Below are 24031 nucleotides of genomic sequence, written 5' to 3' on the forward strand. Positions count from 1 at the left end.
CGCTTGCCGCATTGTTCTTGCGCGAGACCTCGCGCGACTGGGTGCGCCTCTTTTTACTGGCGCTGCTGCGGCGGAAGCGGTAGATCGCGTCCCGGTTTGCACGACGAGGTAGTGAGGGGTCCGGCGGTCCAGCAGCGCTGTCGTCATACAAAGAATCCGGGAAGGTTGTTCGAAAAGCCGCCTGTAACTTACCTCATAGACCTCCAGACCTGAAATCTTGCGTCACATACGCTTAGTACTCGGCGATGGACTTATTAACCAGTGCTTCCCTCATCGTCGCTTAGGCCCCTACGACCGAGGGATTGGAAATTCATGAAAGTTGGGAAGATGAAAAAACATATCGCGAGCTGCGTCCTGACGCTCGGGGCCTTGCTTTTGCTATCGCCGGGATTGGCGAACGCGCAACTTGACGATGGGTATATAGAGCGACTCTTTTTGGACCAGTTTCACGTCGGCGTCGGCGAGCGTGCGATTGCTTTCGGGGGCAAGTCCGATCATCCGTATACGGTCACCGTGTTTGGCGCGGGGGTGCTCTATCTCGATGGCTACGATCATGACAAGAACCGCATATGGCGTTCCGCGCCGTTGCCACTCGGGGAATGTTATGCGGCAGGCCGGCTCGGCGATATGAGAATTTCGGCGCTGTCGGACGACAGGCTACTCCTCAGTGCGCCCTGTGCCGGGGCGAGCTCATTCTATATCCGGCTTCCCAGCGGTCTTATGCTTTCGTTCTCCGCGACGACGCCCGGCGAGGTCACGGTCTGGCCGGCCGGCGAGGAGCCGTCTGCCGATACGGCGGTGCTGGAAGCGGCATTGCGGGCCGTGTGGCAGGGTTCGCCCTTCAATCAGAACTTCGCCGGCAGCCCTCCGTCTGCATTCCATTTCCACACCGCGCCCCGCCCCTCGCCCACGGAATGGGCCGATACGATTGAACGGGCGCGCGCGCTGTTCCGCCAGCCAGGGCAACGCGCGAGCGCGGCAAATGTCCTGGAGCCCTTGCTGACTCGCAGCGACTGGCGCAACGCGGGGCTCGATACCGGGCAGCTCAACGACGCGGCTTACTTCCTGTCGTCCGGCGACCGTTGTGACGGCCAGTTCGAAGCCGTCAACATGCTGCAGGACATTCTGCGGCGCGAGCCCGCCCGGACAGTGGCGCATCTCAATCTAGGCGACATTTATGCGCAAACCGGGCCGCAGGTTTGCCGCGAACGATTCTACCAACATGCCTCGCAATACGGGCAAGAGGAATATCGTCTGTACTGTTCGGCCTTGGGTCCGGCAAAAGTGCCGCGGGTCACGGCGGCTCGATTGAGCAAGGCCCTGGGCAGCGAAAAGCTCAATGAACAGGTTTGTCATCCTCACTATGGACTGTTTCGCGCCATAGCGGCACGGGATGCCGGCGCGTTTGCCCAGGCGTTGGCGGATCCGGACATCGACGTGAACGAGCTGAATCCCGCTGGCGTCACGGCCGTGCTGGCGGCGCTGCAAGCCAGGCAGGGCGAGTTTGCGCGCCAGTTGATTGCGCGCGGCGCGGACCCGAACACAGCGCTCGGCGACGGAGTCGCACCGCCGCTGGTGCGGGCCATCTATAACAACGATGCAGAGACGGTACAGGTGCTGCTCAAGGCCGGTGCGGAGACGGAATATTTTGGCAGCAATCGAAGCGTTAATCCGTTTCCGCTGGCCGCAAGTCTCTCCTCCTGGACTCCCGAGGCTGCCGCCGCAAAAATGGCAATCCTTCGCACTTTGCTGGCGACGCATCCCGCGTTGATCAGCCAGGTGGATGACGAAGGCGACAATGCGCTCTATCGTGCGGCGGGAGCGTTGAGCAAATTTGGTGGGGATGAGGTCATAGATCTCCTGTCGAAAGCAGGCGTGGCGGTCAATCAGCCGAACAAATACGGCCGGACTCCGATCTTCGCTGTGGCGCCGTTCAAAGACAACAATGCGGCAGAAAAGCTAATGCAATTGCTGGCAATCGGGGCAAATCCGAACCAGCAGAATGCGGGAGGAGAAACGCCTTTGATCTATCTGTTCGACTGGTCAGGGGCGGTCCCGAGCGTGCAGGCGGCGATGGTTGAGGTGCTGTTGGATCATGGCGCGAACCCGAATCTGACGGCGGCCGACATTGATCGAACCACCGCCCTGACCCGATCCGCGCTGATGGCGAATCCGGAGGCGGTCGCCACGCTTCTTGCACATGGTGCCCGTGTCCCCGCCGCGAGCCCAAATTGGCCGCCCCTGCCGGCGCGCGTTCATGAGCGTGGCGACATTGCGGCGCGTTGCGGCTGCGACGCCGGATCGGCCGCACGGTACCGGCGTGTGGAGGCCTTGCTGCAGGCTGCGGACAAGCCCGAGTTGGTCAAATAGGGTAGCCAGAATCTGGACAGTGGAGCCATACAGTCGCGGTGGATCGCGCTTCGGAAACCGACGACGGCGCTCTTGTACGTCGCCTGGCGCTGGCCGGACATGGCACTGTGCACAAGACCATCTGGGATGCCGCTGCCGACTTGCGCTACGGTCCACTCAAGATCTTGATGCCCGACTATATCGTTCCCGAAGACGGCGTATATGGGGTTCTACATCGCACGCTATGCGGTTCCACGGGTACGCCAGCTAATCGATTTTTTGGTCGGGGGCCTTGCACAAGCAGGTGGGGAACTTGTGGCATGGCTTGATTGGTTTAAGTGCACTTCGGCGCAGCCCTGAGAGCACACGCATGTCGCTTTGCTAGCCTTCTGTGGGTGGCGGGGAATCTCGGGAGCGTACGGCGCGTGATTTTATCGCGCGACAAACACCGCCGCCCGTCATCGCTTGTCCGCCGCGCTTGCAGCGAACTGAAATCCTCGCAGCCTATAATGCGCGCCATGCCTCTTCGATTCGATGCCGCTAACGCGCACTGGCGCGTCACGCCCTTGCCCGCCTTGAGCGCCGACCAGAAGGACTGGCTCACGCGCGGCGGTTCGCTCACGGCGCATTTGCGCACGCTCGGCCGCGTCGTGGTGCGGGTCACGCGCGAAGCCGTCGACATGCCCTGGTCCGATGAATGTGCCGCGCTCGGTCTGGCGCCGCGCGAGCGCGCGTGGGTGCGCGAGATCGTGCTCGAAGTCGATGGTGTGCCGTTCGTCGCCGCGCACAGCGTGACGCCACTCGCCGCGAGTCAAGGCGTGTGGAAGGCCATGCGCCGCTTGCGTACGCGGCCGCTCGCGGAACTTCTCTATAGCGATAGCGGTGTGGCGCGCTCCGCGCTCGTGAGCCGGCGCGTAAGCGCGCGGCATCCGCTCTATACACTCGCGGCGCGCGAGCTCATGCTCGAGGCGAAGCACACACCGCATGCGTTCGTCGCGCGCCGCTCGGTATTCGAGCGCGCAGGCGCGCCGCTGCTCGTGACCGAATGCATGCTGCCCGCGCTGTGGTCGCGCCTCGCAAGCGGACCTTTGGCGCAAGAAGCCGGCGTGCATCTCGGACGCGAACGCGGCCCGCTCGATCACACCGCCTCGCGCGCGCATCACGCGCCGCGTTGAACGTGCCGCATTCGTTGCCATGACCTTCAAGCGCTGCTTCGATCCCGTCGTCGATGCACGCACGCGTGTGCTCATCCTCGGCAGCTTGCCTGGCGAGGCGTCGCTCGCGCATCAGCAGTATTACGCGCATAAGCAGAACAAGTTCTGGCATTTGATCGGCGATGTGATTGGCGAAGCGCTGCCGGGCATGAACTACGAAGCGCGACTGCAAGCGCTGCTCGAGCATCGCGTGGGGCTGTGGGACGTCATTGCGCAAGCGAAACGCGAAGGCAGTCTCGATAGCCGCATTCGCGACCACGCGGCGAACGATCTCGTGGCACTGATCGCCACGTTGCCCAATCTGGCGTGTATTGCGTTCAACGGCGGGACGGCTGCGAAGATCGGCACGCAGGCGCTGGCGGTGAGCCGCGTATCGCTCGATCTCGTCAAGCTACCGTCGAGCAGCCCGGCGTATGCGGCCGTGCCTTATGCGGGAAAGTTGCGCGAGTGGGAGAAGCTGCGCCAGTGGGTTTCGCCGTGACCGCTGCGCCTGTCAATACACGGCAAAAGTGCGCGGCCGGATAGTCGCTCCAGCCGCGCCGTCGAAGCGTTACTTCTGCAATTCGGGCGCCGTTGCGAGCGCCGACTGCAACCTGGTCACCGCATCGGCCGTTGCAAGCTGGCCAGCCAGGCTGAAGTTGCGCTTGAACTCACTAAACTCCGCGTGGCCGGTTCCCGTCACGTCCGTTGTGGTCACGGTCTGGCCGCTCGGGTCCGTGACGGTGCAGGCAAGCGTGACCGAGAAATCCGTGGGCGGCCAGGTGAGAAGGCTAGGGGACGACGACGTCGTCTTGATCGTCGGCGTGATCACGTAGTCGAGATGCTTGGCCTGAATCGTTGCCGCATCCGGTGCGCTTTTGAGCTTGGTCACGTTCTTGAACACGTGACCGAGTCCAACGTACATCGGCAGTTCGAGGTCGTGGTACGGGTGATAGCTCACCTTGTCGCCGCCGCCGCCGGGCGTGATCACTTCCTTCGACAACTCGTCGTCCGTAATGACGAGACCCACGGACTTGTCGAGCGGTTGCGTCGAGAGCGTCGGAATCTTGCTTGCGTCGCCGGTCAGCGAAATTTCGTGCGCACAGCCTGAAAGTGCGGCGACCACGCTTGCCGCTGCGATCATTCGAATCATTGTCATGGTGTTCGTTCCCCGTTGTAGGCTGGTTGAGTTATTGGATTGCCTGAATGAAGGCAGGGTCGGCGTAGAGTTCGCCGAGCAACTTCTGCACGGCGAGCGGATATTCTTCGCGCGCCTTCGGTACTGCGATCATGGCCGCGAACGCCGAATCCCATTGCGTGTGCGCGGATTTCACCTGGTCATAACGCACGCTGCCCGATCGCATCACGATGAAGCGTGCCGACAGTCGTGCAGCGCCGGTTGCAACGCCGACGTCGATGTCGTTTTCCAGTAGCGTCGCCTTGATCTCGACATCGCTTTCCGGAGAAAGCTTGCCGGCCATCTGCAATTCCTTCGTCATTGCATCGGCAAGATAGGCGCCGAATGAATTGCCGGCCGGCGACTTCAAGCTATTTGCACGCAAGGGAACCGGATACGGATTTTTTGCGTCTGCCTGGGAATCGAATGCGCCGACTTTCGCGTGCGCTGCGGTCACGTTCTTGAGCGACTGGATATTGTCGACGTCGGGAGAGTACGGCGGAGCGACCACAGCACATGCGGCCAGAAACAGGAGCGGCGTGATCACGCCGATGGTTCGCACGGTGTTGAACATATTTGTTTTACCTTGTGATTGCGGAACTCTGCTGCCTCGGAGACTTTCGGTCTTGTGCGCCGGATCAGTTTTGGTCTCCTGGAGGAATATCGGCGCTGAATTGCGAATCTTGAGTCTGCGAGACTGCGCACCGATGCGCCTATGAGTGCTGGCGCACGCAAACATAAGCGCGCTGCAAACTCGCCCCGCTAGCATCGTTCCGCAGCACGCTGCGGCGCGCGCTGATCCCGTCGGGACACGGGACCATAACGAACAAGAAACGTCTGCCCCTGATCATTTTGCCCATGACGCACATGCCAGGCGCCTGCCCAGGCGACAGTCACTGACTCGCGCAGCGCGTGGGCCAGGCGCTCGAAGTGCCTGCGAAATCAGGCCCGAAGCGCCGCGAATGCTATGCTCTCGGTCGCCTGAGCAAATGCACCTGCATTTGCGCCCCCACAGCAAGCGATTTTCTACATGACGACTCTCATCAAGCGCGCCTCAGCCGAGGCCCGCGCATTCAAGCAAACCGGCAACGCGACGCAATCGGGCGACACCGCGAGCAAGACCGCAAAGGTCACGAAGCGCCCGCGCCGCGCCGCTGCCGCCGCTGCCGCCGAAGAACTCGACAACGCCCCGGTCATCGAAACGCCGCGCAAGCCGCGTTTCGCGCCGGTCACGTTCTCGGAAGAGAACGGCGTGCGCTATCTGCACTTCGGCACGGAGTGGGTGCAGGGCGCGATGCGTCTGGCGAAGCCGCTGCACATCGAACTGGAATATGCGCAGCAGATGATGGCCTGGCTGCTGTTCCTGGCCACGCCCGAGCGCATCGTGCAACTGGGTCTGGGCGCCGCCGCGCTCACCAAGTTCGCGCACCGCTATCTGCGTCCCGCGAAGGTCGAGGCGATCGAACTGAATCCGGCGGTCGTGGTGGCCGCGCGCACGATGTTCGATCTGCCGTACGACGACGCGCGCCTCACCGTGCGCGAACTCGACGCGTGGGACTTCGTGCAGGATCGCGCCAATCACGGCACCATCGGCGCGTTGCAGATCGACGTGTACGATGCGACCGCGCGCGGCCCGGTACTCGACAGCGTGGCGTTCTACCGCGCCGTGCGTGCCTGCCTGACCAATGCGGGCGTCGCGACCATCAACCTGTTCGGCGACCACCCGAGCTTCGTGCGCAACATGAAGCGCCTGAACGAAGCCTTCGAGGGCCGCGTGATCGCGCTGCCCGAAGTGCACGAAGGCAATCGCGTGGCGCTCGCGTTCTCGGGCCCGGCGCTCGAAGTCACCTTCGATGCGCTCGAAAAGCGCGCGCGTCTGCTCGAAAGCAAGCTCGGCCTGCCGGCGCACCAGTGGGTCAAGGCGCTGCGCGAATCGAGCGGCCAGCACGGCGCAACGTTCTCGATCTGATCCGCGCGAACGGCGGCAACGCCGTTGCGGCACGGAAGACCGGCTTCAGGGGCATCCCTGGGCCGGTTTTTTTTCGCCTGCATAGCGCATTTCCGGCCAATTATCAGGACGCGGCTCAAGCCGTTGGCTCTTGACAACGTCCTCGGAATTGGGGTCCGCCCTGCTTGACCGTGCGGCGTGGCCTCGATACTCTTTTCTGCGCTTTCGGGGACCTTGCGGACCATCCGTCCGTGAGGCCATCGGCCGCCTCACGCCGGGCGGCGGACCGCAGACAAAGCAAGGCCGCATAACTACATAAGCAACGAGGAGACGTCATGGCTCACGACGCCGACGCCGGAAAACCAAGCAAGCATTGGCTGTGGCTTTTGCTGCTGCCCTGGATCGCCATGGTCTGGGTGCCGTCTTACAACAGAATCGAGCCCACTCTGTGGGACTTCCCGTTTTTCTACTGGTATCAGCTTCTCTGGGTGCTGATCAGCGCAGTCATTACCGCGCTCGTCTACTTCAAGACGAAGACCCGCAAGGGCGATGAAGGGGGCGCGCAATGAACGTCACAGCAACGATTGTCTTTATTCTGTTTTTCCTCGGCGTCACGGTGCTCGGCTTCGTCGCCGCGCACTGGCGCAAGGGCGACCTCGCGCACCTCGAAGAGTGGGGCCTCGGCGGCCGCCGTTTCGGCACGATCGTCACCTGGTTCCTGCTCGGCGGGGACCTCTACACCGCGTACACCTTTATTGCCGTGCCGGCGCTCGTGTTCGGTGCGGGCGCAACGGGTTTCTTCGCGCTGCCGTACACGATCCTGATCTATCCGTTCGCGTTCGTCGTGTTCCCGAAGCTCTGGGCCGTCGCGAAGCGCCATCAATACGTCACCTCGGCCGACTTCGTGAGCGCGCGCTATGGCAGCCGCATGCTCGCGCTCGCCATCGCCGTGACGGGCATCGTCGCGACCATGCCGTATATCGCGCTGCAGCTGGTGGGTATCGAAGTGGTGATCGGCGCGCTCGGCTTCGACACGACGGGCTTTGTCGGCGACCTGCCGCTCATCATCGCGTTCGCGATTCTCGCCGCGTACACGTACACGTCGGGCCTGCGCGCGCCGGCCATGATCGCCGTGGTGAAGGACGTCCTCATCTACATCACGATCATCGTCGCGATCATCGTGATTCCCGCGCAGATGGGCGGCTTCGGCCACATCTTCGGCGCGGTGCCGCCGGCCAAGCTGTTGCTCAAGTCGCCGGACGCCACGAGTCTGAACGGCTATAGCGCCTACGCGACACTCGCGGTCGGGTCGGCGCTCGCGCTGTTCCTGTACCCGCACTCGGTCACGGCCATCCTGTCGTCGTCGTCGGGCAACACCATCCGCCGCAATATGGCGATGCTGCCGGCGTACTCGCTGGTGCTCGGTCTGCTCGCGCTGCTCGGCTACATGGCGCTCGCCGCCGGCGTGAAGGACATGCCGGAATTCGCGCCGTACTTCAAGGCCTTCGGTCCGAACTTCGCAGTGCCGGCGCTGTTCCTGCACTTCTTCCCGTCGTGGTTCGTGGGCGTGGCGTTCGCGGCCATCGGTATCGGCGCGCTGGTTCCCGCGGCGATCATGTCGATTGCGGCGGCCAACCTGTACACGCGCAACATCCACAAGGAGTTCATCAACCGCAACATGAATCACGAGCAGGAGACCAACATCGCCAAGCTGGTCTCGCTGATCGTGAAGGTCGGCGCGGTGGCGTTCATCCTGGGCCTGCCGCTCACGTACGCGATCCAGCTGCAGCTGCTCGGCGGTATCTGGATCATCCAGACGCTGCCCGCCATCGTGCTCGGTCTCTACACGCGCATGCTGGACTATCGCGGTTTGCTGATCGGGTGGGCGGCCGGCATTGCCACGGGCACGTGGATGGCGATCTCGCTGCAGTTGAAGGGCTCGATCTTCACGATCCACCTGTTCGGCATGGCGATTCCGGGCTACGCCGCGGTGTGGTCGCTGATCGTGAACCTCGTGGTCGCGATCGTCGTGTCGGCCCTCGTGCACGTGGTCGGCATGCAGAAGGGCGCGGACCGCACGCGTCCGGAAGACTATCTCGACGTTGTCGAGGGCTGATGTCCCCATGCCCGGCGCGAGCCGCGGGGCGTGGCGTTAGCGAAAATGCCCGCAACACAACAGTTGCGGGCATTTGTTTTTCTGGTGCACGATGATCGCTGATCCGGCTCACGTTCAGCCCGTGCCATGGCCTCGTCCCAAACCGAATCCCGTTCCCGATCCGGGCGCAGCGGCGCGCAACGCCTGCGGGCGCCGCGCCGCCGCTCGCGTCTCGCGCGCATGTGGCGCGCGTTGGCCTCGCCGTACTATCGCTACCGCAACGCCAAGGTGATCCACAGCGTGCGCGTGGGTCTCGCCATGCTCGCCTCGATTCTCGCCACGTCGGGCATCCATATTCCGCACGGCATCTGGGCGTCGGTCACGCTGCTCGTCGTGATCGGCGGACTGCAGCACCAGGGCAACATCCGCAAGAAGGCCGCCGAGCGCGCGCTCGGCACGCTGCTCGGCGCCGTGATCGGGCTCTCGCTTATCGCCGTGCAGGCCATTTCCGGTTCCGTGGCGCTCACCTACGTGCTGATGTCGCTCGTCGCCGCCGTGTGCGGCTACTACGCCATCGGCAAGCCCGGCTACGTCGCGCTGCTGGCCGCCATCACCATGTGCATCGTCGCGGGGCACGGCGACAACCTCATCGATACTGGCCTCTGGCGCACGCTCAACGTGATCCTCGGCATCGTCATCGCGCTCGTGTTTTCGTTTGCCTTGCCGCTGCACGCGACGTATTCGTGGCGCTACAGCCTCGCCGACAATCTGCGCGACTGCGCGCGCGTCTATGCGCAGGTGGCGAACGGCGTGCACGTCGACGCCGACGAGCAGGTGCAGACCTTCATGCGCCTGAACGCACGGCTCGTGCAACTGCGCGCGCTGATGCCCTCGGTCGCCAAGGAGATCGACGTGCCGCTCGCCCGGCTCGAACAGGTGCAGCGCCTGCATCGGTCGCTGCTGAGCGCGCTGGAGATGCTCTGTACGGGCACGGGCAGCTACGAGCAGGCGCTCGTGCGCGTGGCGTTCGCCGAGCGCAGCGAGACCGTGCGCCGTGCGCTGCTCGCCACGGCGCGGGCGCTGCGTTTTGGCGGCGGGCGTCACCCCGAGGCGGCGCAGCAGGCGCTGCGCACGGTTGGGGCACGGGGAGAGGGCAGTGGCGGGGGCGACGGCGTGGCCGAGTCCGACCAGGAAAGCACGCAGGCTCAGCCGCAGGGCTGCCCCGAGCCGCAGATGCAGGGACCCTACTGGCTGAGCCTGCGTGTGGAGGAGCAGGTGGAGCGCCTGCGTGCGCTCCTGCTCGAGACCGAGCCGCGCTGGAACATCGAGCGCGCCGCGACGCACCGCATGGTGTGACGCCGGGCGCGCTTCTCCGGTCGTGCCGGCGGACGATCAGGCGGGCTGCTCGTGCGGTGCCGAGACCATCCACGGCACGCCGAACTTGTCGGTCAGCATGCCGAAGCCGGGCGACCAGAAGGTCTTCTGGAACGGCATCGTGACCGTACCGCCTTTGGCGAGCGCGTTGAAGTAGCGTTCGGCCGTGGCGAGGTCGGACCCGGTCAGCGAGACGCCGAAGCCGAGGAACTTGTCGTTCTGCGTCATGCAGCCGCCGTCGGACACCATGATCTGCGCATCGCCGATCTGGAGCGTCGCGTGCATGATCTTTTCAGCGAATTCGGGCGGCATGGGGCGCGCGGGGTCCGGCGGCGCTTCCTTGAAGCGCATCTTCATCACTTCCTTCGCGCCGAGCGCTTCGCCATAGAACGCGATCGCTTCATCGCAGTTGCCGGGGTAAAAGAGATAGGGCTGGATTTGCATCGTCGGTTTCCTTGCGGACGGGACGTTGGCCGGCCTTGATCGTGCGATTCCGTGCGAGGGTGTGCACGGGGCCGGATCGCGCGGCGGGTTGCGCCGCTGCCCTGATTCTAGGCGCGCGCGATGACGTGACCGAGCGGTGTGTCGTCAGGGTTTGCGAGCGTGCAGACGGGAACGGTCGTTGCAGTCCGCCCCGTAAAACAAAGGGCCGCACGTGCTCCCTGTGCGGCCCTCCTCGGTCATCGATACGGCAATGCGCGCTGCGTGGGCGCGCCGGCGCATTACTTCGCTCGCAGTTCTTCGATCATCTTTTCGAGCTTGATCGCGTCTGCGGCGAACGCGCGGATGCCTTCAGCGAGCTTTTCGGTCGCCATGGCATCGTCGTTGAGCTGGAAGCGGAACGACGACTCGTCCACGGCCACGCGCTCGATCTTCGCGTCCTTGAACGCTTCCGGCGAGAGCTTGCGCTCGACCTTCTCGTTGCTGTCGTGGAGCTTCTGCAGCAGGTCCGGGCTGATGGTGAGCAGGTCGCAGCCGGCCAGCTCGACGATCTGGCTCGTGTTGCGGAAGCTTGCGCCCATCACCTCGGTCTTGTGGCCGAACTTCTTGTAGTACGCGTAGATCTTGCGCACCGACTGCACGCCCGGGTCGTTTGCGCCGCCGTCCTTCGCGTCGTCCCAGTCGGCCCCCTTGGCCTTCTTGTACCAGTCGTAGATGCGGCCCACGAACGGCGAGATGAGCTGCGCGCCCGCTTCGGCGCACGCGGCGGCCTGCGCGAGCGAGAACAGCAGCGTCATGTTGCAGTGGATGCCGTCCTTTTGCAGCGCTTCGGCGGCGCGGATGCCTTCCCAGGTGGAGGCGAGCTTGATCAGCACGCGTTCACGGCCGATGCCGGCCTGCTTGTACAGGTCGATGAGGTGGTGCGCCTTGTCGATCGACCTTTTCGTATCGAACGAGAGGCGGGCATCGACTTCGGTCGAGACGCGGCCCGGAATGATCTTGAGGATTTCGGTGCCAAAGGCGATCAGCAGATGGTCGATGATCGACTCGAGCGACTCGCTCGCGTGATCGCGCACGGTTTTTTCGAGCAGCGGACGGTACTCGGCTTTCTGGACCGCCTTGAGGATCAGCGACGGGTTGGTCGTCGCGTCCTGCGGCTTGTACTGCACGAATTGCTGGAAGTCGCCCGTATCGGCGACGACGGTGGTGTACTGCTTGAGCTGGTCGAGTGCGGTAGTCATGTCAGGCCTTGTGGGCGCGTGCGCGCCTGCATCGGTGAGAGTGGAACGGCCGGCGCGCTTCAGGCGTGAACCCGAGGTGCGCCGGGCGGAACGAGAAAGGCGCTGCGCCTTTGCGGCACGGCCCGCGCGGATTGGGCGGGGAACCGGTTGGGGCGCATCTTGCCGCGCGTCCGGGCGCGGCTCACATCGTCATTTTATGGCGGAAACGCATGGCGTTGCGTTTCGCGCGGGCAGGGCGCATGACAAACGCGCCGCGCACACCGTGCCAGCGGCGTTGGCGGGCGCACGCGGCGGGGGCTCGCCCGCGTCAGGCGCGCCGCGCGTTGAGCACGAACTGTGTCATGACCCCCGCCACGAGCCCCCAGAACGCCGCGCCGATGGACAGCAGTGTGAGCCCGGAAGCCGTCACCATGAAGGTGATCAGTGCGGCTTCGCGCTCCCGGGGGTTCTGCATGGCGTTGGTGAGGCCGCTCATGATCGAACCGAACAGCGCGAGCGCCGCGATCGACACCACGAGCGCCTGCGGGAACGCCGCGAACAGCGCCGCGATGGTCGCGCCGAAGGTGCCGGCGATCAGATAGAAAATGCCGCACCAGACGGCCGCCATGTAGCGCTTCGTGCGATCTTCGTGTGCGTGCGGGCCGGTGCAGATCGCCGCCGTGATGGCCGCGAGGTTCACGCCGTGCGAGCCGAACGGCGCGAGCACGAGCGAGGCGATGCCCGTGGTGGCGATCAGCGGCGAGGAGGGCGCGGCCCTGTGGTCGTAGCCGTCGGCGCGCAGCACGGCGATGCCGGGCACGTTCTGCGAGGCCATCGCCACGACGAAGAGCGGAATGCCGATGCTCACCACCGCGGTGAGCGAGAACGCCGGCATCGTGAACACGGGTCTCGCCACCGCCACGCGGAAGTGGCTGAAGTCGAGCAGCCCGAGCATGGCGGCGGCGGCGATGCCGATCACGAGCGTCGCGACGATCGCGTAGCGCGGCACGAAGCGCTTCACGATCAGATAGCCGAAGAACATCGTGAGCACGAGCGGCGTCTGCACCTGCGCGGCGTGGAAGATCTCGATGCCGATCTCGAACAGGATGCCCGCGAGCAGCGCCGCCGCGATGCCCGCGGGAACGCGCTTCATGAGCGCGTCGAACCAGCCGGTGAGGCCCACGGCCGTGAGCAGCACGGCGCAGACGAGATAAGCGCCGATCGCCTCGGCATAAGGCACGTGCGGCAGCGAGCTGATGAGCAGCGCCGCGCCCGGCGTGGACCACGCGATCACGATGGGCGCGCGCAACCACAGCGACAGGCCGATGGTGGTCAAGGCCATGCCGATGGACAGCGCCCAGATCCACGAGGAGATCTGCGCGTCGGACAGATGCGCGGCCTGGCCGGCCTGAAACATCAGCACGAGCGAGCTGGTGTAGCCGGTCATCATCGCGACGAAGCCGGCCACGATCGTGGCGACCGAGGTGTCGGCGAAGGGCCGCAGCGGTCCCGGCCTGAACGCCGCTGGCAGGTCGGAGGAAGAGGGGGCGGTCATGCGGTTGGTCTCCAGATTTTGCTTAGGTATGACGGCATCGGGCGGCGCGGCCTGAAGACACCTTCAGGCACGCGCCGCCTCGAACTAGCGGAAAAGGGCGGGAGTGGTGGCGCCTATTTGCTCAGCACGCGCATGGCCGTTTCGAGCCCGGCGACGGTGAGCGGGTACATGCGGTGGCCGAGGATCTCGCGGATGATCGACACCGACTGGCGGTACTCCCATAGTCGCTCGGGCTCGGGGTTGAGCCAGGCGAAATGCGGGAACTGGTCGGCGAGGCGGCGCAGCCACACGGCGCCCGCTTCGGGGTTGTTGTACTCGACCGAGCCCCCCGGCTGCAGCACCTCGTACGGGCTCATGGTGGCGTCGCCCACGAAAATGAGCTTGTAGTCGGGTGTGAACTTGTGCAGCAGGTCCCACGTGGGCGTGCGCTCGGCGTGGCGGCGGCGGTTGTTCTTCCACAGGTGGTCGTACACGCAGTTGTGGAAGTAATAGAACTCGAGATGCTTGAACTCGGCCTTGGCAGCCGAGAACAGCTCCTCGGTGCGCTTGATGTGATCGTCCATCGAGCCGCCCACGTCGAGCAGCATCAGCACTTTCACGTTGTTGTGGCGCTCCGGCACCATCTTGAGGTCGAGCCAGCCCGCGTTCGCGGCGGTGCTGCGGATCGTGTCGCCGAGGTCGAGTTCTTCCGCCGCGCCTTCGCGCGCGAAGCGGCGCAGGCGGCGCAACGCGACCTTGATGTTGCGCGTGCCGATTTCGACCTGGTCGTCGTAGTCGCGGTACGCGCGCGCATCCCACACTTTCACGGCGCTGCGCTGGCCGCCTTCGCCGCCGATGCGGATGCCTTCGGGGTTATAGCCGCCGTGGCCGAAGGGCGACGTGCCGCCCGTGCCGATCCACTTGCTGCCGCCCTCGTGACGCTCCTTCTGTTCTTCGAACAGCTCTTTGAGGCGCTCCATGAGCTTGTCGAGGCCGCCCATCGCCTCGATCTGCGCGCGCTGTTCGGGCGTGAAGTCGCGCTCCAGCCGCTTCTTGAGCCAGTCTTCGGGGATCTCGAAGGCCAGTTCCGACTTCTTCTCGATGCCGCGAAAATACGCGCCGAACGCCTGATCGAAGCGGTCGAAGTACTGCTCGTCTTTCACGAGCGTCATGCGCGCGAGATAGTAGAAGTCGTCGAGCGAGGGCGCGATCACGCGCGCCTTGAGCGCTTCGACGAGCGTGAGGTACTCCTTCACGGAAACCGGCAGCTTCGCGTCGCGCAGCGTGTAGAAGAAGTCGATCAGCATGCGGTGTCTCCGGCTTTCGCGCGCGGTTTCCCGGTCAACGGTTGTGGCGGTTCATGTAGATGAGGCGCTCGAACAGCGTCATGTCCTGCTCGTTCTTGAGCAGCGCGCCGGCGAGCGGCGGCATGGACTTCGAGCCGTCGACCGCGCGCAGCGCCGAGGGCGGGACCTCTTCGGCGAGCAGGAGCTTGAGCCAGTCGAGCAGTTCCGAAGTAGAAGGCTTCTTCTTCAGGCCCGCGACGTTGCGCAGTTCGAAGAAGCTTTCCATGGCCGCGTTGAGCAGTTCCTTGCGGATACCCGGATAGTGCACCTCGACGATACGTTGCATCGTCGCCGGATCGGGAAAGCTGATGTAGTGAAAGAAGCAGCGGCGCAGGAAAGCGTCGGGCAGCTCCTTCTCGTTGTTCGACGTGATGATGACGAGCGGACGCTGTTTCGCCTTGATGAGCTGGCGCGTCTCGTAGACGTAGAACTCCATGCGGTCGAGTTCGCGCAACAGGTCGTTCGGGAACTCGATATCGGCCTTGTCGATTTCGTCGATTAGCAGCACGCTTTGCTCGTCCGACTCGAACGCCTGCCACAGCACGCCTTTCACGATGTAGTTGGCGATGTCCTTCACGCGTTCGTCACCGAGCTGCGAGTCGCGCAGGCGCGAGACCGCGTCGTACTCGTAGAGCCCTTGCTGCGCCTTGGTGGTGGACTTGATGTGCCACTGCATGAGCGGCATACCCAGCGCAGCGGCCACTTCTTCGGCCAGCATGGTCTTGCCCGTGCCGGGCTCGCCCTTGATGAGCAGGGGGCGTTTCAGCGTGATCGCGGCGTTGACCGCGAGCTTGAGGTCGTCGGTGGCGACGTACTGCGATGAGCCTTCGAAACGCGTGGCGCGCATGGTGAATCCGCTCGCTGGGAAAAAAGCCCAGTATAAGTCAGATGGGGTGTTGCGTCGGCGCGCCACCGCGTATCGTTGGGTCCGCACTTTGGGGCACGGTCGCTAGGGCCGTCAGCCGCCTCGCGACGGCGCGCGGCGGGTCCGTTGCGCGTGCCAGGGTTCCTCCGGGTTGTCTGCGGGCGAGGCCGCGCGACAGGGCGCTGCGTGGCCGCCGCGGGCCCGTCGCGGGGCCTCGCGATGCGCTCCGAGGCCCGCCAGGCGTGGCGCGGCCGGTGGACGGGCGGCGCGGCGTCGCGGTATACTCGGACCGATTTTTTTCGGCCTGCACGGCGACCCCAAAAGTAAAACAGCAGTAATGCGGCGCAGGCCGTGGCCTGCGGTTCGGGCGTTCGAATCCCCTCAAGCCAGGTTGGATGCTATGAAAAAAATTGTCGGCAAGCACGTCATCACGGGCGCAATCACCATGCTGGCGTGCTTCGCGGTCACGGCTCACGCGGACATCGTGGGCAACGCGAAGGCGGGTCAGGACAAGGTGGCGATGTGTATCGGCTGTCATGGTATTCCCGACTACCGCACCGCTTACCCCGAGGTCTACCACGTGCCCATTCTGGGCGGCCAGAACGCGCAGTACATCATGAACGCGTTGCTCGCCTACAAGAAGGGCGACCGGCATTTCGAGACGATGCACGCGATCGCGTCCTCGCTCACCGAACAGGACATCGCCGACATCGCGGCCTACTATGCGTCGCAAACGGCCGCGTCGAAAGACAATCCGAATAAATAACCGGCAGGTGGAGAACCCATGAACAAGCCCTACACGGCTATGCCTTCGTTTGCCGGTGCAACCATCAAGCTCGCGGGTACCGGGCTCGCACTGGCCGCCGCGCTCGCGCTCAACCCCGCATACGCGGCCGATGCCTCCAACGGCAAGGTCCTCGCCGACAGCCACAACTGCGCGGCCTGTCACGGTCCGGGCCTGAACAAGCCCGTGAGCCCCGAATATCCGAAGCTCGCCGGCCAGCACGCCGACTACATCTACTGGGCGCTGCGCCAGTACCAGATGGGTACGAGCAATCCGCACCTCGGCCGCAACAATGCGATCATGCAGGCGCAGGTGCAGAGCCTTTCGCAGAGCGATATGAAAGATCTCGCCGCGTACATCGAGTCGCTCGGCGGCGACCTCGTCAACAAGAAGTAAGCGTGAGCGCGGCGCGCCATGCGTGCCGCATCATGTGAAACACCCCGCGTGGGCCTCGTTTGCGGCGAGGCGTTCGCGGGGTGTTTTTTTGCGGTGGCGTTTGCCTCCGTCGCGCTTTCAGTTGCGATTCAATCGCGAGAAGCGCGGCGCTCGATGCGCATGAGATAGGCGTCGGTGTCGGGTGGCGTGTTCGTGCGTTGCGCTTCCCAGATCGTTTCGCCGAGGCACTCCATGATCGCGTGCTGCGCATCGTGCGTGGAGCCGAGGCGTGCGGCGAGCCGGTCGTGCGCGGCGCGGATGCCGGGCGGCTGGTCGATCGAAAGCTGCTCGCTGATCGCGAGATGCATCGACAGATGCAGGAACGGATTGCTCTGGCCGCGCTCGGGCGAGTAATCCTGCGCGGCGGCCGCATCGGCGTCGGCGAGTTCGGCGTGATATTCGGGGTGCTCGACGATCCAGTCGGCGGCGATCGCCTCGAGCGGCGTGAGGATTTCGCCCGCGCGCTGCTTGCGCCAGGTCTCGGTGAAAAAGCGGCGGACTTCGTCGCGGCTGGGATTGAACATCGTGAGTCGGTCGTATGGGTGTGCGCTACATCGTGCAGCGTCGTGTTGCGACATCTGAATCGATCATTTTACGCCCGGGCGCCTGCGCTCGCTCAGAGCTCAGGCGGCGGCGTCTTCGGCTTGAACTCGCACAGCGGCTCGATCACGCAATGCCAGCATTCGGGCCGGCGTGCCTTGCACACATAGCGGCCATGGAGGATGAGCCAGTGATGCGCGTCCTGGAGGAACTCGGGCGGCGTGAATTTTTCGAGCGCGGTTTCGACGGCGCGCACGTCCTTGCCGGGCGCGAGTCCCGTTCGGTTCGCAACCCGAAAGATATGCGTGTCGACGGCGATGGTCGGCTGACCGAAGGCCGTGTTGAGCACGACGTTGGCAGTCTTGCGCCCAACGCCGGGGAGGGCTTCGAGCGCCTCGCGCGTGGGTGGCACTTCGCTGCCGTATTGCTCGATGAGAATGCGGCACGTCGCAATGACGTTCTTGGCCTTGGTGCGATAAAGGCCGATCGTCTTGATGTAATCGGCCACCCCTTCTTCGCCCAGCGCGAGCACCGTTTCCGGCGTGTTGGCGACCGGAAACATCCGGCGCATGGCCTTGTTCACCGAAACGTCGGTGGCCTGCGCGGAAAGCATCACGGCGATCAGGAGTTCGAACGGCGTGTTGAATTCCAGCTCGGTAGTGGGATGCGGATTGAGGCTTTGCAGCGTTTCGTAGATGGCGCGGCGCTTGGTGGCATTCATGCTCGTTGTGCGTGGGGCCTTTGCGTTGCGTTGCGGAGCGCTATCGCGCGGATTTGTCGTCGTCAGTCGACGAGTCCGATGTATTCGACTCGATACCGATACGTTTGCGGCGCGCCTCGGCCTCGTCGATCTGCGCCTGCACATCGGCGCTCACGTGTTCGACGTTGCGCGGTCCCACACCCTGTTCGGCCAGTTCCGCCTTCTTGCGGCGCGCACGTTCGAGCGCAGCCTGGATGATCGCTTTCTTCTTCGCTTCGGCATCGTCGGCGGGGGCGCTCGCGGGTGGCGTGGCGCTCGCTTGCACAGCGGCGTCCTGCGCTGCCTGGGCCTGCGGCGCGCTCGTGGCGGCGCGGCGCGCGGCGGCACGCGCCTCGGCCGCATTGCGTTCGGCGGCCTGGCGCGCGGCGCGCCGGTCATGGCGCACGCGGGCTTCGTCGGCCTGCTGCTGCGTCCATGCGTCCCAGCCGGTCGCGTCGCCCGTAACGGGAATCATTGCGATGCAGTCGACCGGGCAGGGCGCGACACACAGGTCGCAACCCGTGCACAGATCCTTGACGATGGTGTGCATCTGTTTGGGCGCGCCCACGATCGCGTCGACGGGACACGCCTGCATGCACAGCGTGCAACCAATGCAAAGTTGTTCGTCGATGAACGCCACCGGACGTGGACGCTCCACGCCGTTGTCCGGATTGATCGGGATGACGGGTTTGCCGAGCAGTGTCGCGAGGCGCTCAACGCCTTCCAGGCCGCCGGGCGGGCACTGGTTGTAGTTGGCGGTGCCGGCGGCGACGGCTTCGGCATAGGGCCGGCAGCCGTCATAGCCGCACTTCGTGCATTGGGTCTGGGGCAGCAGATCTTCGATGCGATCTGCGAGTGTTTTGGGATCGTTCACGTTCGCTACATCGGGGCGGGGCGGGCGGTGCCGTGACCTTGGGCGCGCAGGGTTTCGCAGCTGGCCTCAAGGGGCGCACACGCACAGCGCCAAAGCCTGCATTATCGCCGATTTCCCGCATTGCCATCGGCGGGCCATGTGCCATAATCAAAGCGCTTAATGCGAAGCACCGTGCAGTCCAGGGGAAATCAATAGACGTAAGCGGTACATGTCGGGCACGGCAGGCAACGTGCTTCGCAAGAGGCAGACAGGGGGAAGGACGATGTCGGCTCGCAACGACATCAAACAAACAAGAAGGAACGCAAGACCGTAGGTCGGAGGGTGTCTGTCCATTAACCTGGCGCGCCCCGCACAACGTTGTCGATACCAGGGCGAGGAGAGGCCCGGCGCAGTATTGCCCGACAACGTAAACCGGACAACGCGGCTTAACGAGATCCTGCCACCATGAATCAGCCAAAAATCAAAAGAGATCCTGAAGGCACACGCCGCCGCATTCTGCTCGCCGCGGCGGAAGAATTCGCCAATGGCGGCCTGTTCGGCGCACGCGTCGACCAGATCGCGCGACGCGCCGAAACCAATGAGCGCATGCTCTATTACTACTTCGGCAGCAAGGAGCAACTCTTCACGGCGGTCCTCGAGCACGCATTCGGCGCGCTCAATGAAGCCGAGCGCGCCCTCGATCTTTCGGGGCTCGCACCCGTCGAGGCGATCACGCGGCTCGCGCATTTCGTGTGGGACTACTATCGCGACAATCCCGAACTGCTGCGGCTCGTGAACAACGAGAATCTGCACGAGGCGCGATATATGCAGAAGTCCACACGAATCCGCGAGATGATCTCGCCGATCGTGGCGACGCTCGGTTCGATTCTCACGCGCGGTGAATCCGCAGGACTATTCCGCCCGAGCATCGATCCGTTGCGACTCTATGTGACGCTTTCGGGCATGGGCTACTACATCGTCTCGAACCGCTACACGCTCAACGCCACGCTCGGTCGAGACTTCAGCACGACTGCCGAACGCGCGGAAGTCATTCAGCTCAACACGGAGATGCTGCTCGCGTATCTCATGCGCAAATAGCGCACGACTCGCGCGGCAAATTCGCAAAGCCGTTTCACGCTCCACAAACGCCACGCGCCGTCCTGGGACGGCGCGCGGATTCTGCTGCCGGTGCGGATTGCGTGCGCTCGAGTGAAGCGCAAGCCTTCGTCAGGCGACAGCGCCCTGTGCCGAGCGGCCGCGGGCAGACGCTTCCTTGCTCGTGTGGGCGGCGGGCTGCTGGTGCTGGCGGATGAAATCGCGCAGTTGCGGATAAATGATCGTGCGCCAGCGGCGGCCCGAGAAGATGCCATAGTGGCCGCATTTTTCGGCAGTCAGATGATGCTTGTTTGCCTCGGGAATGCCCGTGCACAGATCGTGCGCGGCGCGCGTCTGGCCCGCGCCCGAAATGTCGTCGAGCTCGCCTTCGATCGTGAAGAGCGCCGTGTCGTGAATGTCCTGCGGACGCACGCGTTCGCCGGCCACGTCCCACGTGCCTTCAGCGAGACTGAACTCCTGGAATACGGTGCGGATGGTCTCGAGGTAATACTCGGCGGCCATGTCGAGCACCGCGTTGTATTCGTCGTAGAACTGGCGATGTGCTTCGGCGTCCTCTTCGTCGCCGCGCAGCAGGCTCTTGTAGAAGTCCCAGTGCGCCGTGGTGTGACGGCCCGGATTCATCGCGACGAAACCCGCGTGCTGCAGGAAGCCCGGATACACCTCGCGGCCTTCGCCCGGATAGTTCGCCGGCACGGGATGGATCACGTTGTTCGCAAACCAGTCGAGCGAGTGTTCGGTGGCGAGCGAGTTGACGGCGGTGGGGCTGCGGCGCGCGTCGATCGGGCCGCCCATCATCGTCATCGTGAGCGGGGTGTCCTCGCCGCGGCTCGCCATCAGCGAGATGGCCGCGAGCACGGGCACCGTAGGCTGGCAAACCGACAGCACATGCAGATTCTTCGCGCCGATATGGCGGATGAATTCCTGGATATACGCAACGTAGTCGTCGAGATGGAACGGACCGGCTTCGAGCGGCACCATGCGCGCGTCGACCCAGTCGGTGATGTACACCTTGTGGTCCTGCAGCAGCGTGCGCACGGTATCGCGCAGAAGCGTGGCGTGGTGGCCCGAGAGCGGCGCGCACACGAGCACGGCCGGCTCGTCCTTGAGCGCGGCCACGGCGCCGGTGTCGTCGGCGTAGCGCTTGAAGCGCAGCAGGCGGCAAAACGGCTTCTCGATGATGGTCTGCTCGACGATCGGAATATTGAAGCCGTCCTTCACGATCTGGCGAAGGTTGAACTCGGGCTTCTCGTAGTCCTTGCCCAGGCGATAGAGCAGTTCGTAGCCTGCGGCGAAGCGCGTGGCGCCCGGCACGAGTGAAAACGGGCTCGTCGGATTCGAGAACGATTTCGAGGCGGCCTGGGCCCAGGCGGTCAGCGGGCTGAGCAACGCGCGCTGGAATTCACGGATTTGATAGAGCATGGGCGCTCCGGCATCTTCAAGGAGCGGTTCGCACCCGGGTCGCGCGCGGTTGAGGCGCGGAGCAGATGCGGGCCGGCAAGGTTGGTCGGTCAGTCAGGTTGTATATCGGCCGCCGCCCGGAGGGCTTTAGCGCGAGCGGACCCGCATTCGTTCGCAGCTCGTGGCTGCAAGCGCGCTGCAAGGCGGTACACGCGTTTTGCCCCGTTGCCAGGCGGCGCGGGCGGCCTTGTTTTTGCCCGGCTGTTGTGCAACGCAGCATCCCTAGTGTACCCCAGCTCGCGAAAACGTCCAGGCGCTTTCGAACATTTACGATGCGGATGCAACAGCTGGCTCGGCCGACGCGCCGCCGACCGCGGGGTGCCCCGTCTCCTTCGCCATTTCCTGTTCGTGCCGCATGAGGTTCAGGCCCGTATGCACGAGCGCCACATGCGAGAACGCCTGCGGGAAGTTGCCGACGAGGCGCCCCGCAATGGGGTCATATTCCTCGGCGAGCAATCCCACGTCGTTGGCGAGCGAAAGCAGGCGCTCGTACATGTGGCGTGCGTCGTCCATGCGGCCTTGCAGGGCCAGGTTGTCGACCATCCAGAAGCTGCACGCAAGGAAGGTGCCTTCCCCGGGCGGCAGTCCATCGTTGAATTCGGTGGTGCGGTAGCGCATCACAAAACCTTCACACATCAGATCGCGCTCGATCGCCGCGACCGTGCCGGCGATGCGCGGATCCGCCGCGGGCAGGAAGCCGACCAGTGGCATGAGCAGCAGGCTCGCATCGAGATCGGTGCCGCCATAGATCTGCGTGAAGGAATTCAGATCCTTGTCGAAGCTGCGCTCGCAAATGGTCGCGTGGATCGTCGAGCGCAGTTCGCGCCAGTGATCGAGCGGCCCCGGCAGCTCGAATTTTTCCGCCGACTTGATCGCGCGGTCGAAGGCGACCCACGCCATCACCTTCGAGAACGTGAAATGCTGGCGGCCCCCGCGCGTTTCCCAGATGCCTTCGTCGGGCTCGGTCCAGATCGTCTCGAGGTGTTCGAGCATCGCGCACTGGATCGACCATGCGGTGTCGTCGGCCTGCAAGCCGCCCACGCGCGCGAGGTGCAGCGCGTTCATCACTTCGCCGTAGACGTCGAGCTGCAGCTGGCCGACCGCGTTGTTGCCCACGCGCACCGGTTTCGCGCCTTCGTAGCCGGGCAGCCAGTCGAGTTCGAATTCGGGCAGGCGGCGCTCGCCGGCCAGCCCGTACATGATCTGCAACTGCGAGGGCGAGCCCGCCATCACACGGCCCAGCCAGGCGCGCCAGGCGCGGGCTTCGTCGTAGTAGCCGCCGCGCATCATCGCGAGCAGCGTGATGGTCGCGTCGCGCAGCCAGCAGTAGCGGTAGTCCCAGTTGCGCGTGCCGCCCAGCTGCTCGGGCAGCGACGTGGTGGGCGCCGCGACGATGCCGCCGGTGGGCTCGTAGGCCAGCGCCTTGAGCGTGATGAGCGAGCGGCGGATGGGTTCGGCCCAGCGGCCTTCCACGGTGCTGCGTGAGGCCCATTCGGTCCAGAAGTTTTCGGTGCGCGCGAGCGCCGTGAACGGGTCGCGCGGCGGCGGCAGACGCAGGTGCGAGGCCGCATACGAAAGCGAGAACGGCACGCGCTCGCCTTCCTTCACGTCGAACTGCGCCACTGTGTGCATGTTCTCGCCCTGGAGGTCCACGGGCGTGCGCAGCACGACCGTGTCCGGGCCCACCGTGGCCTTGATGCCGCTCTCGTAAGTGAGGCGGCTCACCCATGGCACCGAAAAGCCATAGTCGAAGCGCAGCACGAGCTGGCTTTCCATGCGCACGGTGCCGCGCCGGCCCACGACGATGCGCACGAGTTCCGACCAGCCGTTGCCGGGCGGCATGAAATCGATGAGCGTCACCGCGCCTTCGGGTGTTTCGAAGTCGGTTTCGAGGATCAGCGTGTCGCCGCGATAACGGCGCGTGGTCTTGATCTCGACTTTCGCGCCCTCTTCGGGCTGCGCGGGCGCGATCAGCCAGCGGCCGTTTTCTTCGGTGCCGAGGAGGGCGGCAAAGCAGGCGCCGGAGTCGAAGCGCGGCCAGCAGAGCCAGTCGATGGATCCGGCGCGGGAAACGAGCGCGGCCGTGTGGCCGTCGCCGATCAATGCGTAGTCTTCAATGGGTGCGGGCATAGTAAGCAGATTGACAGCGTTGCTCGAAAACGAAAGCCGCTTGCCGCAGCGGTGCGGCATGCACGCACAAGAGTAGTGGCAGCGGGGCCGCCTGCGCAATGCGTTTTGCGCAGCAGCACGCGCAAATACTCATCTCGCCTGTGTCAACAAACGCCGTCGAGCGCGACCTGAGCGCGTCACAGATGCCCGCCCACGCCGAATAGCCCGATGACCCCGATGATGATCAGATACAGCGCGACGATGTAATTGAGCAGACGCGGCACGGCGAGAATCAGAATGCCTGCGATGAGCGCGACGAGCGGCCCGATGGCGACGTGAATGTTCATGACGGCTCCCTGGTTGCGGCGGGTTTCGAACCTTGGCGTGGATGCCTTTGTTGCTTGTTGCTGCTTCGATTTTGGCCCGGACTTGCCGCTGCGCGCTTGCGGGGCGGG

General features: G+C 64.5%; 22 protein-coding genes and 1 pseudogene. 10 read left to right on the plus strand and 13 right to left on the minus strand.

Features of this window, described 5'->3' with window-relative positions:
- The first annotated feature begins 312 nt into the window (after window positions 1-312).
- The 3 genes from ACOJB8_RS17400 to ACOJB8_RS17410 all read left to right on the plus strand — a co-directional run bounded on the left by ACOJB8_RS17400 (window position 313) and on the right by ACOJB8_RS17410 (window position 4044).
- Window positions 313-2370, plus strand: a complete 2058-nt coding sequence (locus ACOJB8_RS17400; RefSeq protein ID WP_475013449.1) for an ankyrin repeat domain-containing protein — start codon at window positions 313-315, stop codon at window positions 2368-2370.
- A gap of 497 nt (window positions 2371-2867) precedes the next feature.
- Entirely contained in the window at window positions 2868-3524 is a 657-nt protein-coding gene (locus ACOJB8_RS17405) for a chorismate--pyruvate lyase family protein (RefSeq protein WP_342947917.1), read from the plus strand.
- A 19-nt stretch (window positions 3525-3543) separates the two neighbouring features.
- On the plus strand, window positions 3544-4044 hold the full coding sequence (locus ACOJB8_RS17410; protein WP_069265371.1) for a DNA-deoxyinosine glycosylase: 501 nt from the start codon (window positions 3544-3546) through the stop codon (window positions 4042-4044).
- Between the two features lie 69 nt (window positions 4045-4113).
- On the opposite strand, the gene ACOJB8_RS17415 is transcribed toward ACOJB8_RS17410, so the two are convergent.
- Window positions 4114-4701: a hypothetical protein gene (locus tag ACOJB8_RS17415; RefSeq protein ID WP_069265370.1), complete on the minus strand. Its 588-nt coding sequence runs from the start codon at window positions 4699-4701 to the stop codon at window positions 4114-4116.
- 31 nt (window positions 4702-4732) lie between these two features.
- On the minus strand, window positions 4733-5458 hold the full coding sequence (locus tag ACOJB8_RS17420) for a hypothetical protein (RefSeq protein WP_475013450.1): 726 nt from the start codon (window positions 5456-5458) through the stop codon (window positions 4733-4735).
- A 291-nt stretch (window positions 5459-5749) separates the two neighbouring features.
- On the opposite strand from ACOJB8_RS17420, the gene ACOJB8_RS17425 reads away from it, so the two are divergent.
- The 4 genes from ACOJB8_RS17425 to ACOJB8_RS17440 all read left to right on the plus strand — a co-directional run bounded on the left by ACOJB8_RS17425 (window position 5750) and on the right by ACOJB8_RS17440 (window position 10118).
- Window positions 5750-6688, plus strand: coding sequence for a class I SAM-dependent methyltransferase (locus tag ACOJB8_RS17425; RefSeq protein WP_342947919.1), 939 nt, complete (start codon window positions 5750-5752; stop codon window positions 6686-6688).
- 314 nt (window positions 6689-7002) lie between these two features.
- On the plus strand, window positions 7003-7236 hold the full coding sequence (locus ACOJB8_RS17430) for a DUF3311 domain-containing protein (protein ID WP_342920986.1): 234 nt from the start codon (window positions 7003-7005) through the stop codon (window positions 7234-7236).
- A complete protein-coding gene (gene mctP / locus ACOJB8_RS17435) occupies window positions 7233-8783 on the plus strand; it encodes a monocarboxylate uptake permease MctP (protein WP_368729691.1) in 1551 nt (516 codons plus the stop codon). The genes ACOJB8_RS17430 and mctP overlap by 4 nt, the downstream gene beginning before the upstream one ends.
- A 219-nt stretch (window positions 8784-9002) precedes the next feature.
- Complete coding sequence (locus ACOJB8_RS17440; RefSeq protein WP_368606592.1) at window positions 9003-10118, plus strand: FUSC family protein; 1116 nt, start codon at window positions 9003-9005, stop codon at window positions 10116-10118.
- Window positions 10119-10154: 36 nt separating this feature from the next.
- Here ACOJB8_RS17440 and ACOJB8_RS17445 read toward each other — a convergent pair whose 3' ends face one another.
- The 5 genes from ACOJB8_RS17445 to ACOJB8_RS17465 all read right to left on the minus strand — a co-directional run bounded on the left by ACOJB8_RS17445 (window position 10155) and on the right by ACOJB8_RS17465 (window position 15524).
- Window positions 10155-10580: a VOC family protein gene (locus ACOJB8_RS17445; RefSeq protein WP_342947921.1), complete on the minus strand. Its 426-nt coding sequence runs from the start codon at window positions 10578-10580 to the stop codon at window positions 10155-10157.
- Between the two features lie 278 nt (window positions 10581-10858).
- Window positions 10859-11818, minus strand: a complete 960-nt coding sequence (gene tal, locus ACOJB8_RS17450) for a transaldolase (RefSeq protein ID WP_368729692.1) — start codon at window positions 11816-11818, stop codon at window positions 10859-10861.
- Window positions 11819-12125: 307 nt separating this feature from the next.
- The gene (locus ACOJB8_RS17455; protein WP_368729693.1) at window positions 12126-13352 is read right to left on the minus strand and encodes a benzoate/H(+) symporter BenE family transporter; all 1227 of its coding nucleotides are present in this window, start codon (window positions 13350-13352) and stop codon (window positions 12126-12128) included.
- Between the two features lie 113 nt (window positions 13353-13465).
- Window positions 13466-14638, minus strand: a complete 1173-nt coding sequence (locus tag ACOJB8_RS17460) for a vWA domain-containing protein (RefSeq protein WP_133181986.1) — start codon at window positions 14636-14638, stop codon at window positions 13466-13468.
- A 34-nt stretch (window positions 14639-14672) separates the two neighbouring features.
- The gene (locus tag ACOJB8_RS17465) at window positions 14673-15524 is read right to left on the minus strand and encodes an AAA family ATPase (RefSeq protein WP_069265360.1); all 852 of its coding nucleotides are present in this window, start codon (window positions 15522-15524) and stop codon (window positions 14673-14675) included.
- Between the two features lie 418 nt (window positions 15525-15942).
- Between ACOJB8_RS17465 and ACOJB8_RS17470 the strand changes: the two genes are divergently transcribed.
- Both ACOJB8_RS17470 and ACOJB8_RS17475 read left to right on the plus strand, forming a co-directional pair.
- Window positions 15943-16308 (plus strand): c-type cytochrome, encoded by a 366-nt coding sequence (locus ACOJB8_RS17470; RefSeq protein ID WP_069265359.1) that lies wholly within the window; start codon window positions 15943-15945, stop codon window positions 16306-16308.
- An 18-nt stretch (window positions 16309-16326) separates the two neighbouring features.
- Complete coding sequence (locus ACOJB8_RS17475; RefSeq protein ID WP_368607077.1) at window positions 16327-16722, plus strand: c-type cytochrome; 396 nt, start codon at window positions 16327-16329, stop codon at window positions 16720-16722.
- Between the two features lie 128 nt (window positions 16723-16850).
- On the opposite strand, the gene ACOJB8_RS17480 is transcribed toward ACOJB8_RS17475, so the two are convergent.
- The 3 genes from ACOJB8_RS17480 to rsxB form a co-directional block, all read right to left on the minus strand.
- Window positions 16851-17285, minus strand: a complete 435-nt coding sequence (locus ACOJB8_RS17480; protein WP_028210468.1) for a DUF1841 family protein — start codon at window positions 17283-17285, stop codon at window positions 16851-16853.
- A gap of 92 nt (window positions 17286-17377) precedes the next feature.
- Complete coding sequence (nth, locus tag ACOJB8_RS17485) at window positions 17378-18022, minus strand: endonuclease III (RefSeq protein WP_133181992.1); 645 nt, start codon at window positions 18020-18022, stop codon at window positions 17378-17380.
- 40 nt (window positions 18023-18062) lie between these two features.
- Entirely contained in the window at window positions 18063-18914 is an 852-nt protein-coding gene (gene rsxB / locus ACOJB8_RS17490; RefSeq protein ID WP_368729695.1) for an electron transport complex subunit RsxB, read from the minus strand.
- Between the two features lie 444 nt (window positions 18915-19358).
- Between rsxB and ACOJB8_RS17495 the strand changes: the two genes are divergently transcribed.
- Window positions 19359-19991 carry a TetR/AcrR family transcriptional regulator gene (locus tag ACOJB8_RS17495; RefSeq protein WP_069265354.1) on the plus strand — a complete coding sequence of 211 codons (633 nt, stop codon included), beginning with the start codon at window positions 19359-19361 and terminating at the stop codon, window positions 19989-19991.
- Between the two features lie 138 nt (window positions 19992-20129).
- Here the strand turns inward: ACOJB8_RS17495 and ACOJB8_RS17500 are convergent.
- From ACOJB8_RS17500 to ACOJB8_RS17510, 3 genes and pseudogenes are all read right to left on the minus strand, one after another.
- Window positions 20130-21428 (minus strand): annotated as a pseudogene (locus ACOJB8_RS17500) (polyhydroxyalkanoate depolymerase); the annotation flags it as partial.
- A gap of 306 nt (window positions 21429-21734) precedes the next feature.
- On the minus strand, window positions 21735-23597 hold the full coding sequence (locus tag ACOJB8_RS17505) for a glycoside hydrolase family 15 protein (RefSeq protein WP_368607073.1): 1863 nt from the start codon (window positions 23595-23597) through the stop codon (window positions 21735-21737).
- 176 nt (window positions 23598-23773) lie between these two features.
- On the minus strand, window positions 23774-23923 hold the full coding sequence (locus ACOJB8_RS17510) for a DUF3096 domain-containing protein (RefSeq protein WP_081771773.1): 150 nt from the start codon (window positions 23921-23923) through the stop codon (window positions 23774-23776).
- Window positions 23924-24031 lie beyond the last annotated feature (108 nt).

The sequence above is a fragment of the Paraburkholderia sp. BR10141 genome (genome assembly GCF_056155635.1).

What these genes read in the sequence shown, in the direction of transcription:
- ACOJB8_RS17400 (WP_475013449.1), top strand. Translation starts at nt 313, where the DNA reads ATGAAAGTTGGGAAGATGAAAAAACATATCGCGAGCTGCGTCCTGACG.
- ACOJB8_RS17405 (WP_342947917.1), top strand. Translation starts at nt 2,868, where the DNA reads ATGCCTCTTCGATTCGATGCCGCTAACGCGCACTGGCGCGTCACGCCC.
- ACOJB8_RS17410 (WP_069265371.1), top strand. Translation starts at nt 3,544, where the DNA reads ATGACCTTCAAGCGCTGCTTCGATCCCGTCGTCGATGCACGCACGCGT.
- ACOJB8_RS17415 (WP_069265370.1), bottom strand. Translation starts at nt 4,701, where the DNA reads ATGACAATGATTCGAATGATCGCAGCGGCAAGCGTGGTCGCCGCACTT.
- ACOJB8_RS17420 (WP_475013450.1), bottom strand. Translation starts at nt 5,458, where the DNA reads ATGTTTGCGTGCGCCAGCACTCATAGGCGCATCGGTGCGCAGTCTCGC.
- ACOJB8_RS17425 (WP_342947919.1), top strand. Translation starts at nt 5,750, where the DNA reads ATGACGACTCTCATCAAGCGCGCCTCAGCCGAGGCCCGCGCATTCAAG.
- ACOJB8_RS17430 (WP_342920986.1), top strand. Translation starts at nt 7,003, where the DNA reads ATGGCTCACGACGCCGACGCCGGAAAACCAAGCAAGCATTGGCTGTGG.
- mctP (WP_368729691.1), top strand. Translation starts at nt 7,233, where the DNA reads ATGAACGTCACAGCAACGATTGTCTTTATTCTGTTTTTCCTCGGCGTC.
- ACOJB8_RS17440 (WP_368606592.1), top strand. Translation starts at nt 9,003, where the DNA reads ATGTGGCGCGCGTTGGCCTCGCCGTACTATCGCTACCGCAACGCCAAG.
- ACOJB8_RS17445 (WP_342947921.1), bottom strand. Translation starts at nt 10,580, where the DNA reads ATGCAAATCCAGCCCTATCTCTTTTACCCCGGCAACTGCGATGAAGCG.
- tal (WP_368729692.1), bottom strand. Translation starts at nt 11,818, where the DNA reads ATGACTACCGCACTCGACCAGCTCAAGCAGTACACCACCGTCGTCGCC.
- ACOJB8_RS17455 (WP_368729693.1), bottom strand. Translation starts at nt 13,352, where the DNA reads ATGACCGCCCCCTCTTCCTCCGACCTGCCAGCGGCGTTCAGGCCGGGA.
- ACOJB8_RS17460 (WP_133181986.1), bottom strand. Translation starts at nt 14,638, where the DNA reads ATGCTGATCGACTTCTTCTACACGCTGCGCGACGCGAAGCTGCCGGTT.
- ACOJB8_RS17465 (WP_069265360.1), bottom strand. Translation starts at nt 15,524, where the DNA reads ATGCGCGCCACGCGTTTCGAAGGCTCATCGCAGTACGTCGCCACCGAC.
- ACOJB8_RS17470 (WP_069265359.1), top strand. Translation starts at nt 15,943, where the DNA reads ATGAAAAAAATTGTCGGCAAGCACGTCATCACGGGCGCAATCACCATG.
- ACOJB8_RS17475 (WP_368607077.1), top strand. Translation starts at nt 16,327, where the DNA reads ATGAACAAGCCCTACACGGCTATGCCTTCGTTTGCCGGTGCAACCATC.
- ACOJB8_RS17480 (WP_028210468.1), bottom strand. Translation starts at nt 17,285, where the DNA reads ATGTTCAATCCCAGCCGCGACGAAGTCCGCCGCTTTTTCACCGAGACC.
- nth (WP_133181992.1), bottom strand. Translation starts at nt 18,022, where the DNA reads ATGAATGCCACCAAGCGCCGCGCCATCTACGAAACGCTGCAAAGCCTC.
- ACOJB8_RS17495 (WP_069265354.1), top strand. Translation starts at nt 19,359, where the DNA reads ATGAATCAGCCAAAAATCAAAAGAGATCCTGAAGGCACACGCCGCCGC.
- ACOJB8_RS17505 (WP_368607073.1), bottom strand. Translation starts at nt 23,597, where the DNA reads ATGCCCGCACCCATTGAAGACTACGCATTGATCGGCGACGGCCACACG.
- ACOJB8_RS17510 (WP_081771773.1), bottom strand. Translation starts at nt 23,923, where the DNA reads ATGAACATTCACGTCGCCATCGGGCCGCTCGTCGCGCTCATCGCAGGC.